General features: G+C 59.1%; 12 protein-coding genes and 1 tRNA gene. 10 read left to right on the top strand and 3 right to left on the bottom strand.

The window, feature by feature from the left end; translation table 11 throughout:
* Positions 1-18 precede the first annotated feature (18 nt).
* Positions 19-1,683 (bottom strand): OFA family MFS transporter, encoded by a 1,665-nt coding sequence (locus BLW70_RS06765; RefSeq protein ID WP_074872715.1) that lies wholly within the window; start codon positions 1,681-1,683, stop codon positions 19-21.
* 220 nt (positions 1,684-1,903) lie between these two features.
* Between BLW70_RS06765 and BLW70_RS06760 the strand changes: the two genes are divergently transcribed.
* The 5 genes from BLW70_RS06760 (at position 1,904) to BLW70_RS06740 (ending at position 6,124) form a co-directional block, all read left to right on the top strand.
* Positions 1,904-2,308, top strand: a complete 405-nt coding sequence (locus BLW70_RS06760; protein ID WP_074872713.1) for an acetyl-CoA sensor PanZ family protein — start codon at positions 1,904-1,906, stop codon at positions 2,306-2,308.
* 78 nt (positions 2,309-2,386) lie between these two features.
* On the top strand, positions 2,387-4,612 hold the full coding sequence (locus tag BLW70_RS06755; RefSeq protein ID WP_074872710.1) for an AsmA family protein: 2,226 nt from the start codon (positions 2,387-2,389) through the stop codon (positions 4,610-4,612).
* Positions 4,609-5,676: an A/G-specific adenine glycosylase gene (gene mutY / locus BLW70_RS06750; RefSeq protein WP_074872707.1), complete on the top strand. Its 1,068-nt coding sequence runs from the start codon at positions 4,609-4,611 to the stop codon at positions 5,674-5,676. The genes BLW70_RS06755 and mutY overlap by 4 nt, the downstream gene beginning before the upstream one ends.
* On the top strand, positions 5,673-5,945 hold the full coding sequence (locus BLW70_RS06745) for an oxidative damage protection protein (protein ID WP_008149405.1): 273 nt from the start codon (positions 5,673-5,675) through the stop codon (positions 5,943-5,945). Before mutY ends, BLW70_RS06745 begins: the two co-directional genes overlap by 4 nt.
* Positions 5,946-6,048: 103 nt before the next feature.
* Positions 6,049-6,124: transfer RNA gene (locus BLW70_RS06740), tRNA-Phe, on the top strand.
* Positions 6,125-6,209: 85 nt separating this feature from the next.
* On the opposite strand, the gene BLW70_RS06735 is transcribed toward BLW70_RS06740, so the two are convergent.
* Complete coding sequence (locus tag BLW70_RS06735; RefSeq protein ID WP_074872704.1) at positions 6,210-6,659, bottom strand: hypothetical protein; 450 nt, start codon at positions 6,657-6,659, stop codon at positions 6,210-6,212.
* 262 nt (positions 6,660-6,921) lie between these two features.
* Here BLW70_RS06735 and BLW70_RS06730 point away from each other — a divergent pair, with 262 nt between their 5' ends.
* The 4 genes from BLW70_RS06730 to BLW70_RS06715 all read left to right on the top strand — a co-directional run bounded on the left by BLW70_RS06730 (position 6,922) and on the right by BLW70_RS06715 (position 9,936).
* On the top strand, positions 6,922-7,980 hold the full coding sequence (locus BLW70_RS06730; RefSeq protein WP_074872701.1) for a PDDEXK nuclease domain-containing protein: 1,059 nt from the start codon (positions 6,922-6,924) through the stop codon (positions 7,978-7,980).
* 69 nt (positions 7,981-8,049) lie between these two features.
* Positions 8,050-9,024, top strand: a complete 975-nt coding sequence (locus BLW70_RS06725) for an alpha/beta hydrolase family protein (protein WP_074872696.1) — start codon at positions 8,050-8,052, stop codon at positions 9,022-9,024.
* A 36-nt stretch (positions 9,025-9,060) separates the two neighbouring features.
* Positions 9,061-9,477 carry a hypothetical protein gene (locus BLW70_RS06720; protein ID WP_074872692.1) on the top strand — a complete coding sequence of 139 codons (417 nt, stop codon included), beginning with the start codon at positions 9,061-9,063 and terminating at the stop codon, positions 9,475-9,477.
* A gap of 6 nt (positions 9,478-9,483) precedes the next feature.
* A complete protein-coding gene (locus tag BLW70_RS06715; RefSeq protein ID WP_074872687.1) occupies positions 9,484-9,936 on the top strand; it encodes a hypothetical protein in 453 nt (150 codons plus the stop codon).
* Positions 9,937-10,008: 72 nt separating this feature from the next.
* Here the strand turns inward: BLW70_RS06715 and gabP are convergent, their stop codons facing one another.
* On the bottom strand, positions 10,009-11,400 hold the full coding sequence (gene gabP, locus BLW70_RS06710) for a GABA permease (protein ID WP_074872684.1): 1,392 nt from the start codon (positions 11,398-11,400) through the stop codon (positions 10,009-10,011).
* A gap of 566 nt (positions 11,401-11,966) precedes the next feature.
* Here gabP and BLW70_RS06705 point away from each other — a divergent pair.
* The gene (locus tag BLW70_RS06705; RefSeq protein ID WP_007897462.1) at positions 11,967-12,740 is read left to right on the top strand and encodes an ABC transporter ATP-binding protein; all 774 of its coding nucleotides are present in this window, start codon (positions 11,967-11,969) and stop codon (positions 12,738-12,740) included.
* Positions 12,741-12,750: the final 10 nt, after the last annotated feature.

Genomic DNA, 12,750 nt, shown 5'->3' with positions numbered 1-12,750 from the left:
GTAATGCGCTTACTTAACTTAGTGGAACAAAACTGCAGTCTTCTGCAGGGTCACCCAAACACCCCACGCCAACGGAATACCCACCACCAGCCACGCAGCCACTGCCAAAGGCTTGGTGCCCGGATCCGCTTTCCACTCCAACACGGTGCTGCTGTCAGCCCCTTTGTCGTGGCCCAGCGCCTGTTCGGCGGCCAGTTCAGCGTCGGTCATGAAGTACTTGTCAGCCACCGGACGCACCAGCAGGTTGCAGATGAAACCCAGCACCAGCAGGCCCGCGAGAATGTATAGGGTGATGTCGTAAGCCGCGGCGCGTTCAACGCCAATGCTCAACTGATACTCACGCAGGTAGTTCACCAACACCGGACCCAACACGCCCGCCGCCGCCCAGGCCGTCAGCAGACGACCGTGGATCGCGCCGACCATTTGCGTACCGAACAGGTCCGCGAGATACGCAGGAACCGTCGCAAAACCACCGCCGTACATCGACAGGATGATGCAGAAGGCCGCCACGAACAGCGCCACGTTGCCCAGGTGACCGAGGTTCGGGATCAGCGCGTACAGGGCAAAACCCAGGGCGAAGAACACGAAATAGGTGTTTTTGCGACCCAGGTAGTCCGAGAACGAGGCCCAGAAGAAGCGGCCGCCGATGTTGAACAGACTCAACAAACCAGTGAAACCGGCAGCAATCGCCGCGATCGAGGCCAGTTGCGAAGCATCCAGCTGACCGAATGTCAGGCCGTTACCCAACAACGTGCCGGCAAACACTTCCTGCAACAGCGGCGAAGCCATGCCGAGGATGCCGATACCTGCCGAAACGTTCAGGCACAGCACCAGCCACACCAGACGGAATTGCGGAGTTTTCCACGCCACGTTCACGTGGACGTGACGGTGGGTGATCATCGAGTTGGAAGCTTTCTTCGCCGGAGCGGTCCAGCCTTCAGGCTTCCAGCCGGTTGGCGGAACGCGATAGGACAGTGCGCCACCGATCATGAACACAAAGTAGATCGCGGCCATCACCAGGAAGCTCTGCCATACGCCGACGCTGGTTGGCGAAGCGAAGTGGCCCATCAAGGCTGCAGCCAGCGGAGCACCGACCATCGCGCCACCACCGAAACCCATGATCGCCATGCCGGTCGCCATGCCGCGCTTGTCCGGGAACCACTTGATCAGGGTCGAGACCGGCGAGATGTAACCCAGGCCCAGGCCGATACCGCCTATGACACCGGAACCGATCCACATCAGCCAGATCTGGTGGGTATAGACCCCCAGCGCTGAAATCAGCAGACCGCCACACCAGCACAGGGCCGATACAACACCAGCCTTGCGAGGCCCGGCGTGTTCCAGCCAGCCGCCCCAAATGGCTGCCGAGCAACCGAGGAAGATAAAGAACAGGGTGTAGATCCAGCCGAGCATCGAGATCGGCCAGTCACATTCGGACGAGAAGACTTGCGAGATGAAGCTCATCTCCGGCGCGCAGGCCACGGCCTTGGTCACGCCCAGGGCTTTGGACAGTGGCAACCAGAACACCGAAAAGCCGTAGGCCATGCCGATGCACAAGTGGATGGCCAGGGCGGCCGGTGGTACCAGCCAACGGTTGAAACCGGGCTTGGCGATGATGCGCTCCTTGGACAGGAACGCGGGCTGGTCGGCTTTCAGGCCGTCCGCCGTGATGCTCGTGGTCATTATGTTTCCCCCAATTATTAGAATGGTTCGTCAGCGCTCCTCCCCCCCAGCCTTTATGCGCACGCATGACTGTTTTTGAGGTAAGGCTTCATTTTGGTGCGACTTCACGTCGCAGAAGGACGGACGAACGGGCAAAGGTTACCATCTGTACGTGACAGAAAAATCAAAGTGATATCACCTTTTGTATGTCATCAGTTCTCGTACCACCGAAGGAGCCCTCATGCCGATCATTGTCGAGCCGCTAAACGAAGCCACTTATCAGGATCAGCAAGATCTGCAGAAGATCTACCGCGATGCTCCGGACTGGCTGTTTGCCCCGTTTGCCGGGGAATTGCAGCTGATCGAAAGCTGTCTGCTGGACGGTTCGCTGATCGCCGGCCGCTTCAACGATCGACTTTTGGGCGCGGCACGTCTGCAACGGCACTCGGATGTCTGGCATTTGTCCCAATTATGCGTACGAAAAATTACCCGTCGTCGTGGCGTGGCCGAGCGCCTGGTGAACGAAGCGCAGAAAATGGCGTCGCAAGCGGGTGCGACATTGCATTTGTTGGCGCCTGCCGGGCATCTGGAGGCACAAGCGCTGGCGGCCAAACTGAAAATACCGCTGGATGAGTGGCCGACGTGATCGCTGACCGATCGTCCGCTGCGGGGCGCTATACTCCCCGGCTAAATTTCGAATTCGATTAACTACAAGGACTCGCCCATGAAAGCGTTCGGCAAAATCCTGGGTCTGGTACTTCTCGGGCTGTTGCTGATCATTGTGGCGCTGGGCTTTGCCCTGACCCACCTCTTTGATCCCAACGACTATAAAGACGAGATTCGCCAGATAGCCCGCGACAAGGCCCACATCGAGCTGACGCTCAATGGCGATATCGGTTGGAGCCTGTTCCCGTGGTTGGGCCTGGAATTGCACGAAGCCAGCGTTGCGACCCTGGCCAAGCCCGCTGAGCCCTTTGCTGATTTGCAGATGCTTGGTCTGTCGGTCCGCGTGCTGCCGCTGCTGCGCCGCGAAGTGCAGATGAGCGATGTGCGCGTCGAAGGCCTGAACCTGCGCCTGAACCGCGACAAGGACGGCCACGGCAACTGGCAAGACATCGGCAAGGTACCGGCGCCGGCTACCCCAACCACACCGTCCGCGACCACTGCTGAACCAGCGACCGAGACCACTGCCCAAGCGGAAAAACCGGCCCAGCCGATCCGCCTGGACATCGACAGCCTGACCGTCAACAACGCCCGCGTTGAATACAGCGACGAGAAAACCGGCAAGCAATTCAGCGCCGAAAGTATCCAGCTGAGTACCGGCCCGGTGCATGACTCCACGAATATTCCGGTCAAACTCACCGCATTCCTGGGCACCAATCAGCCGGTCTTGCGTGTGCGCACCGAGCTCAACGGCGAGTTGCGTTTCGAGCGTGCCCTGCAACGCTACAAATTCGAAGACATGAAACTCTCCGGCGAAGTGGCTGGCGATCCGCTGCAAGGCAAAACCATGACCTTCGCCGCACAAGGTCAGTTATTGCTGGATAAAGCAGCGAACGTCGCCGAATGGACCGGCATCAAGATCTCCGCCAACCAACTGCGCGCACTGGGCGAATTGAAGGTCAACGACCTCGACAAAACTCCGCAAATCAGCGGCGGCCTGTCCATCGCACAATTCGATCTGGCGAAATTCATCGACAGCATCGGCCAGAAGCTTCCAGCGATGGCTGAAGGCAGCCTGAGCAAAGTCGAACTGGTCAGTCGCCTTGCCGGCACGCCGACCAGCGTGATCCTGGACAACATCAACCTCAAAGTCGACGACAGCACCTTCAGCGGTCGCATCGCCGTCGAGGACTTCGCCAAACAATCGCTACGGGCGAATCTCAAGGCCGACACCTTCAACGTCGACCGTTATCTGCCACCAAAATCCGCCGAAGCCAACAGTGCGACGCAGGTGCGTCAGGCCGAAGTGGCCAGCACCGAGGCCGACGCCATGGCTGGTCCGGGCAACACCCCGCTGCCGAACGCCCCCACCAAAGATGCCTGGAGCAACGAGCGCCTGTTGCCGGTGGAGCGCCTGGCCAAGCTCGACGTAGACGCCGACCTCACCTTCGGTCAGTTGACCCTCGATAAATTGCCGATCCAGAACGCTGCACTCAAGGCCACAGGCCAGGGCGGCCTGCTGACCCTGGAAAGCCTTCGCGGCGACCTGTACGACGGCAACTTCGACGCCAAAGGGACGCTCGACGTGCGCCAACAGGTGCCCGCGCTGAACATGCAGACGAGCATCACCAAAGTACCCGTGGAAAAAATCCTCGAAAGCCAGGGTAAAAATCCGCCGGTCAAAGGCCTGGTGACACTCAACAGCAACCTGACCGGCAGCGGCAACAGCCAGAAAGCGCTGATCGAAACCCTCAACGGCAACGCCAGTTTCATCATCAACAACGGCGTGCTGCTCAATGCCAACCTCGAACAACAGCTGTGCAAAGGCATCGCCACCCTGAACCGTAAATCCCTCAGCGGCGAACCACGGGGCAAGGACACACCGTTCCAGGAACTCAAGGGCAACCTGACCTTCCGTAACGGCGTGGCCAGCAACCCGGACCTGAAAGTGCGCATCCCGGGCATGACCGTCAACGCCGACGGCGATGTCGATCTGCGGGTGCTGGGCATGGATTACCGCGTGGGCGTTATCGTCGAAGGCGACAAGAGCGACATGCCGGACCCGGCCTGCCAGGTCAACGAGAGGTTTGTCGGCATCGAGTGGCCGCTGCGCTGCCGTGGCCCGCTGGAACTGGGCGCCAAGGCTTGCCGCCTGGATAACGACCGCATGGGCCAGGTCGCAAGCAAACTGGCTGGCGAACGGATCAGCGAAAAAATCGATGAAAAGCTTGGCGACAAAGTCAGCCCTGAGCTGAAAAACGCGTTGAAGGGGCTGTTCAAGAAATGAGAGCCGAGCAGTTTTCATCGGCGGTGCTGGACTGGTACGACCGCCACGGCCGCCACGACTTGCCCTGGCAACAAGGCATCACCCCGTATCGGGTGTGGGTCTCGGAAATCATGCTGCAGCAAACCCAGGTCAGCACGGTGCTGAACTACTTCGATCGGTTCATGGCCTCTTTGCCGACGGTCGAAGCCTTGGCCGCTGCGCCGGAAGACGAAGTCCTGCACCTGTGGACCGGCCTCGGTTACTACACCCGTGCGCGCAATTTGCAGAAGACCGCGAAGATTGTCGTCGCCGAGTACGGCGGCGAGTTTCCGCGGGATGTGGAAAAACTCACCGACCTGCCGGGCATCGGCCTGTCCACGGCCGGCGCCATCGCCAGCCTGAGCATGGGCCTGCGGGCGCCAATCCTCGACGGCAACGTCAAACGGGTGCTGGCGCGCTTTACCGCGCAAGAGGGCTATCCGGGCGAGCCCAAGGTCGCCAAACAGCTCTGGGCGAATGCTGAGCGCTTTACACCGCATGACCGGGTCAACGCCTACACCCAGGCGATGATGGATCTGGGCGCCACACTTTGCACCCGGAGCAAGCCGAGCTGCCTGCTCTGCCCGCTCGAAAAAGGCTGCGAAGCGCACATGCTCGGCCTGGAGACGCGCTACCCGATCCCCAAACCGCGTAAAGCCGTGCCACAGAAGCGAACGCTGATGCCGATGCTCGCCAACGGTGACGGCGCGATTCTGCTTTACCGTCGCCCTTCCAAGGGCTTGTGGGGCGGCCTATGGAGCCTGCCGGAACTCGACGACCTCGACGACCTGCAACATCTGGCTTCGCAGCATTCGCTGGAGCTTGGCAGCCAACAGGCGCTGCCGAGCCTGGTACACACCTTCAGTCATTTTCAGTTGTCCATCGAACCCTGGCTGGTTCAGGTCCAGGAGGCCGGCCATCACGTGGCCGAGGCCGACTGGCTCTGGTATAACCTCGCCACCCCGCCGCGCCTGGGCCTTGCCGCCCCGGTCAAAACCTTGCTCGAACGCGCGGCTGCCGTATTGAACGCAGGAGAGTCGTCATGACCCGCACCATCATGTGCCGCAAGTACAAAGAAGAACTGCCCGCCCTGGAGCGCGCTCCATTTCCTGGCGCAAAAGGTCAGGACATTTTTGACCACGTCTCGGCCAAGGCCTGGGCCGACTGGCAAAAGCACCAGACCCTGCTGATCAACGAAAAACGCCTGAACATGATGAACGCCGAAGACCGCAAATATCTTCAGGGCGAGATGGACAAGTTCTTTTCCGGCGAGGAATACGCCAAGGCTGACGGCTACGTTCCGCCGGCAGAATAATCCCGCTTTTTCGAGGGTCGGAACGTAAGCGACGGTAATAATTAAAATTTTTTTGAAAACTTTCTTGACGACCCCCTGAAAAACCAGTTTAATGCGCCCCGTTGCCCAGATAGCTCAGTCGGTAGAGCAGGGGATTGAAAATCCCCGTGTCGGCGGTTCGATTCCGTCTCTGGGCACCAAATACCGAAAACCCTGAATCGCAAGATTCAGGGTTTTTTTTATGCTCGCGATTTGATCAGGTATCGTGCAAGCGTCTCTCTTCGGCTAGTTTTCAGTATTCCAGTGGAAAACCAGATTGCGAGCGGCACCACTTCCTATCTCCGCCGTATCACGCCGTTCCTCACCATTGCGTGTCGCGACGACGGTGTACTTGCCTGGTGGCAGCTGTACGTAAACCAACGGGCCAGCCTCGCTCAGCGTCAGCACGGGTTGCCCCGGATCTTTCTGAATGACCAGATTTACATCCGGAACATATTTGCCCTCCGCCCCGATGGAGAAAGTCATGTGCAGGTTGTAGCCCTGCGTTTGCTGGATAGCTTTCGCCTCATCCTCTCCGATCCCCCCGTTCAGGTAAGTAATCCCGTTTTGCTGTTGCTGTTGCACTTGCACACCTGTGCTGTCGATCGGTTCAAGACTGGCGGCGTTAAGCACGACTGGCAACATCAGTACGCCGACGGCGGCGATGGGCAGCATGAATGAATGGACGTTCTTCATGATGGCGACTCCCGGGTTGCTTGGAACCCAATCGTTACTCCTTTTAGATTTGTTACCGAATGTTCAAGTTTTAGATCGATTAGCACTTGAGCTCACTGCGAATCGGACTACGAGATGTACTCCTCTTACACGGGCTATCGTCGGCCTGGTCCTGCAAAGCAAACTCGCCTTTCCTTCCGATTTACCAGCAACGCCCGGCATCGCGGACTACCACTCTTTTGCCATCCTTTTCCGCCTGTTTCCTTCAGCCGCGGAAAATGTCATGAGTCCTCTCAAACCCGGTAACACTCAAGATTCACAGATCATTTCACTGCTCGGAAATCTTGGCGAGTTGATCCGCGAAGCCCGCCAGAAAGTGTTGCGAGCGGTCGATACCGTCCAGGTGCAAACCTGTTGGCAGATCGGACGGCATATTGTGGAGTTCGAGCAGGAGGGGGCCCGGCGGGCGGGATATGGGAAGCAGTTGCTGGCGACGCTGGCGAAGAGTCTGACAACAGAGTTTGGCAAAGGCTTTGACATCTCCAACCTTCGCTACATGCGCCTGTTCTATCAAGCATTCCCAATTCGTGACGCACTGCGTCATGAATTGAGCTGGACCCACTACCGCAGATTGCTACGAGTCGAGAACGATCACGCTCGCCATTGGTACATGAACGAATCAGCGATGCAGAACTGGTCAAGTCGCGCCCTCGAGCGCCAGATCAATACCCTCTATTACGAACGCTTGCTGGCGAGTCGCGACCGGCCGGCCGTCAAACAGGAAGCCGCCACCCATATCGAGCAGATGAACGCCAGCCCTCGGGATTTCATCCGCGACCCCGTGCTACTGGAGTTTCTCGGCCTGCCCAATGCGGGCTTGGTCCAGGAAAGCGAACTTGAACAAGCCTTGATCAATCAACTACAGGGCTTCCTGCTCGAACTGGGCAAAGGCTTCGCCTTCATCGCTCGCCAGCAACGCATCAGTACCGAGAGCAAAGACTTCTACATCGACCTGGTGTTCTACAACTACCTGCTCAAGTGCTTCGTCATCTTCGACCTCAAGCGCGGCGTACTGACCCACCAGGATGTCGGCCAGATGGACATGTACGTGCGCATGTACGACGACCTCAAGCGCGGACCGGAGGATGGCCCCACCGTCGGCCTCATTCTCTGCGCACAAAAAGATGAATCGGTGGTGCGCTATTCAGTGCTGCAAGGCAACGAACAACTGTTCGCCAGTACCTACAGACTGGTACTGCCGAGCGAGGAGGAACTTCGCGCGGAGCTGGATCGGGAATGGGCGGTGCTTGAGGAGCGAATACTCAAGCACAGGCTCCGATAAGCACGGGTGGATTGTTCATGCGCTGCGCGAAGACTATCGTTGGCAGCTACCCGCAAAGGTCCGACGCCGATGAATTTGCAGGACATGCCCTCACTGGCCCCCACTCAAGCCGAGTTGCCACCGCGCATATCTACGGCAGGCGAACCGTTCAAGGAGCCCGCCGCAGACGACTACAGCCTCGGCGGCTTTACCTGGCGGCACCCCCGTCACGACGCTACCCGCCCGGTGGTCATCATCAACGCCGCCACCTCCGTCCGCTGCCGCCACTACTCGCGATTCGCCGATTACCTGTTCGCCAACGGTTTCGACGTGATCACTTACGACTACCGTGGCATCGGCGAATCGCGACCCGCATCGCTGAAAGGGTTACGGGCTTCATGGTCAGATTGGGGCGCGCTGGACTTTGAGGCGATGCTCAAGCGCGCTCAGCGTGAATTCCCCGGGCAACCCATCGATGTTGTAGGCCACAGCTTTGGAGGCTGTGCAGCGGGCCTGGGAGCTTCCGGGCATTTGATTCGACGTCTGCTGACCGTCGGTGCGCAATTCGCTTACTGGCGCGATTACGCACCCGCCTATCGCTGGCGGATGTTCGGCAAGTGGCATCTGGCGATGCCGTTGATGACATTGCTTTGCGGCTACTTCCCCGGCAAACGTCTCGGCTGGCTAGAGGACACCCCCGCTGGCGTGGTTCGCGACTGGAGCATGCCCACCGCGCACTACGAGAAACGCCCCAGCGGTCGCGTTCTTCACGCAAAGACCGGGCGCCTGCCCTTCTCATCCGTCACCGCACACACCCTGGCCATCAGCATCAGCGACGATCCTTACGGTACGATTCCAGCCATCGAACGGCTGCTGGGTTACTTCACCAACAGCACGAATGCCCACTTGCGAATCGCCCCCGAAGACATCGGCGAACAAGAAGTCGGACATTTCGCCTTTTTTCGTAGCCCATACCAAGCCACACTATGGCCCATTGCATTGTCCTGGTTGCAGACCGGCAAACTGGCCCCCGACACACCCGGGCGGCTAGTGCCACGCAACTGACTGATGCTCCCACTCATCGGAATACGGAACGAGCCCATGGCATCCGCCAACAAGCAGAACAAACGCGCCACCCGCGCCAAAGCCAAGGCCAAGCAGAACCGCACCCAACGGGCCGCCGCGCCGGTCGAGTTGGACCCGAACGACGACCGCATCGACTTTGAATCGGTGGACCTGACCGACCTGTTCAAAGAAATGAGCGACGCGCAAAAGATCAGTCAGCAAGCCATGTGCAAGGCATTCCTTGAACACCCGCTGCTCGCGCTGGTGCTGGAGCAGGAGGGCGAAGAAACAGCGACAGATTTCATCATCGCTGCGCTGATCGAGTACCGCCAATGGTCCACCGAAACGGACGAAGCCAGTGCCCTGGCCTGGATTGAGTCCCCGGCCTTCCAAACTGATTACGTGGCAGCTTCCGAAGCTATCGCGGCCCAAAACCAACAGAAACCGAACTGAGTTCCCATGGCCTCCCTGAACAAGCAACAGAAACGCGCCAAACGCGCCAAGATCAAAGCGAAGCAAATCAATATCCACGGCAGAAAACCCGCTGCACTGGACGATGACCTGGGCGAAATCGGCGAGCCGATCCCGGAATACACCCTGGCGATGTTCAGCAAAATGCGCGATGCAGAGGCCACCAGCCGCAACGACATGCTGCTGACCCTGCTGTCAGACCTCGCCGAAATCATCAGCGACCATCCAGAACTGCTGGACATGGAAAACGCCGACAACGAAGCCATGGCCGCCACTCACCTGGCCGCCGACATGCTGATCGATTACCGCATGTGGGCCGACGGCATGGACCGCGACACCGCCCAGGCCTGGCTGACGGATCCGCAGTTCATCACTGACTTCGGCGCGGCGCTCGACAGCTATCGCGAGTCGCTGGATGCTCAGGAAGTAAAGGCCGAGTAAACACTCGCCTCAGAAACAAAAACGGCCGCTTGTCATCACTGACAGCGGCCGTTTTGCGTTATGCGGTGCGAATCAGTTCAGCACCACCGCCCCCATCTTCTGCAGCTTGCGACGACGAGCCACAAACAAACCGGCAGCCACCACCAACAAACTCAGCAGACCAGTAGAGAGAATCTCCACGCGATGCGCTTCCTGGAACAGCATGATGGTCAGGGCCGCCACGATGAATACGATCACCGCGTAGGTCAGGGCCGGGAACAGCCACATGCTGAAAGCGATTTTTTCACCGCGTGCCATGCGCTGCTTGCGCATACGCAGTTGCGAAATCGCGATCACCAGATACACCAACAACGCGATAGCGCCGGAGCTGGCCAGCAGGAATTCGAACACGGCGGCCGGGGCCACGTAGTTGGCGAAAACCGCAATGAACGCAGCGCCGGTGGACAACATGACGGCCCAGTACGGCGTGCCGCTCTTGTTGGTGCGCTGGGAAACGGCCGGTGCATCACCGCGCTTGCCCAGAGAGAACATCATGCGCGAAGCGGTGTACAGCGCCGAGTTCAGGCAACTGGTCACAGCAACCAGCACCACGATGTCGACGATCAGCTTGGCATTCGGGATGCCCATGCGCTCAAGCACGGTCTGGTAGGAGCCGACGGCTGCCAGTACCGGATCGTTCCACGGCACCAGGGCCACAACGATGAAGATCGACACGAGGTAGAACAAGCCAATCCGCCAGATCACCGAGTTGGTGGCCTTGGAGATTTGCTGGCCAGGGTTCTTCGATTCCGCGGCCGCGATGGTCACGATTTCGGTGCCCATGAAGGAAAACATGGTGGTCAGGATCGCGCCCAACACTGCGCCCATGCCGTTCGGCAGGAAGCCCTGAGTGTCAAACAAGTGGGAAACGCCGCTGACCTGGCTGGTCGGCAGGAAGCCGAAAATCGCCAGAACGCCGAGGCCGATGAAGCCGACGATCGCGATGACTTTGACCAGGGCGAACCAGAATTCGAATTCACCGTAGTTCTTCACGCTGAACAGGTTCGTCACCGTCAGCAGCAAGGTGATGACCAAGGTGAAGGCCCAGATCGCCACATTCGGGAACCAGGCGTGCAGGATGGTCGCGGCGGCGTTGGCTTCCAGCGGAATCACCAGTACCCAGAACCACCAGTAGAGCCAGCCGATGGTGAAACCGGCCCAGTGACCGATCGCGCGATCGGCGTACGTCGAGAAGGAGCCGGTGTCGGGTGAAGCCACGGCCATTTCGCCAAGCATGCGCATCACCAGCACCACCAGCATACCGGCGGCAGCGTAGGCCAACAGCACGGCCGGGCCTGCAGCAGCGATGGCGTGGCCCGAGCCGACGAACAGGCCGGCACCGATAACCCCGGCGATCGACAGCATGGTCACATGACGCGGTTTGAGCCCCTGTTCGAGGCCATTGGAGCTTGGGGTACTGCTCATTGAAACTACCTTTTGTAAGGAAAAGCGATGACGTCCACCCGGCGTGGCGTTCCTTCTCGTAAAAAGAAACCAACAGGGCGTTCCGTATTCTGCACGCAATAATTGCGCCAAAATATTACAAAGCACCCAAACATGGGGCTCTCCGCCGGACCGGACAGTCATCGCAAGTCATTGAGATTAATGGCAATTCGCCAGAGCGTTACCCTGCGACCCACTTTCAGGAACGAAGTGGCGCACCAGAAACACACCCAAAAATAACGCGATGCACAATAAAAGTGCGGATCAGGAACGTTTGGCCGGTTAGCGCTTCCAACCCCCCGTCAAAGCTGGCAACATCGCGCCCTTTTTTACGGGACAGCCCCAGCCTTTTTATCGACAGGCAGGGTTCAAACGGCTGTTCGGTTGATAGCAGCGCGACAGTCTGCTGTACCGATGCGACAACCTGCCACACGCCAGCTGTTTAGCGTCCGTAGCGCTGTTGGCTGTCATTCAGACGCTATGCTAGCTTGGCCGCCTCGCCAGGAAGGCCGCCAATAGCAGGAGCGAAATACTTATGAGGAACGCACATGGCTGAGGCCACGCCCGCGCTTGAAATCCGCAACTTGCACAAACGCTACGGACAGCTCGAGGTACTCAAAGGCATCTCGCTGACCGCCCGCGACGGCGACGTGATCTCGATCCTGGGTTCTTCCGGTTCCGGCAAGTCCACCTTCCTTCGTTGCATCAACCTGTTGGAAAACCCGCATCAGGGACAAATCCTGGTGGCCGGCGAAGAACTCAAGCTCAAGGCCGCCAAGAACGGCGAACTGGTTGCTGCCGATGGCAAGCAGATCAACCGCCTGCGCAGCGAGATCGGTTTTGTATTTCAAAACTTTAATCTCTGGCCGCACATGAGCGTGCTCGACAACATCATCGAAGCGCCGCGCCGCGTACTCGGCCAGAGCAAGGCCGAGGCCATCGAAGTCGCCGAGGCCTTGCTGGCCAAGGTCGGCATCGCGGACAAACGCCACGCCTACCCGGCGCAACTCTCCGGCGGTCAGCAACAACGCGCGGCCATTGCCCGCACGTTGGCGATGCAGCCCAAGGTGATCCTGTTCGACGAACCTACCTCCGCCCTTGACCCGGAAATGGTCCAGGAAGTACTTAATGTCATCCGCGCATTGGCCGAAGAAGGCCGCACCATGCTGCTGGTCACCCATGAAATGGGTTTCGCCCGTCAGGTGTCCAGCGAGGTGGTGTTCCTCCACCAGGGCCTGGTAGAAGAGCAAGGATCGCCACAGCAGGTGTTCGAAAACCCGCTTTCGGCGCGCTGCAAACAATTCATGTCCAGCAACCGCTAACGGAGCTACC

It is taken from the genome of Pseudomonas frederiksbergensis (assembly GCF_900105495.1).
GTDB classification, from domain to species: domain Bacteria; phylum Pseudomonadota; class Gammaproteobacteria; order Pseudomonadales; family Pseudomonadaceae; genus Aquipseudomonas; species Aquipseudomonas frederiksbergensis.
This window is presented reverse-complemented; position numbering and strand designations above follow the sequence as displayed.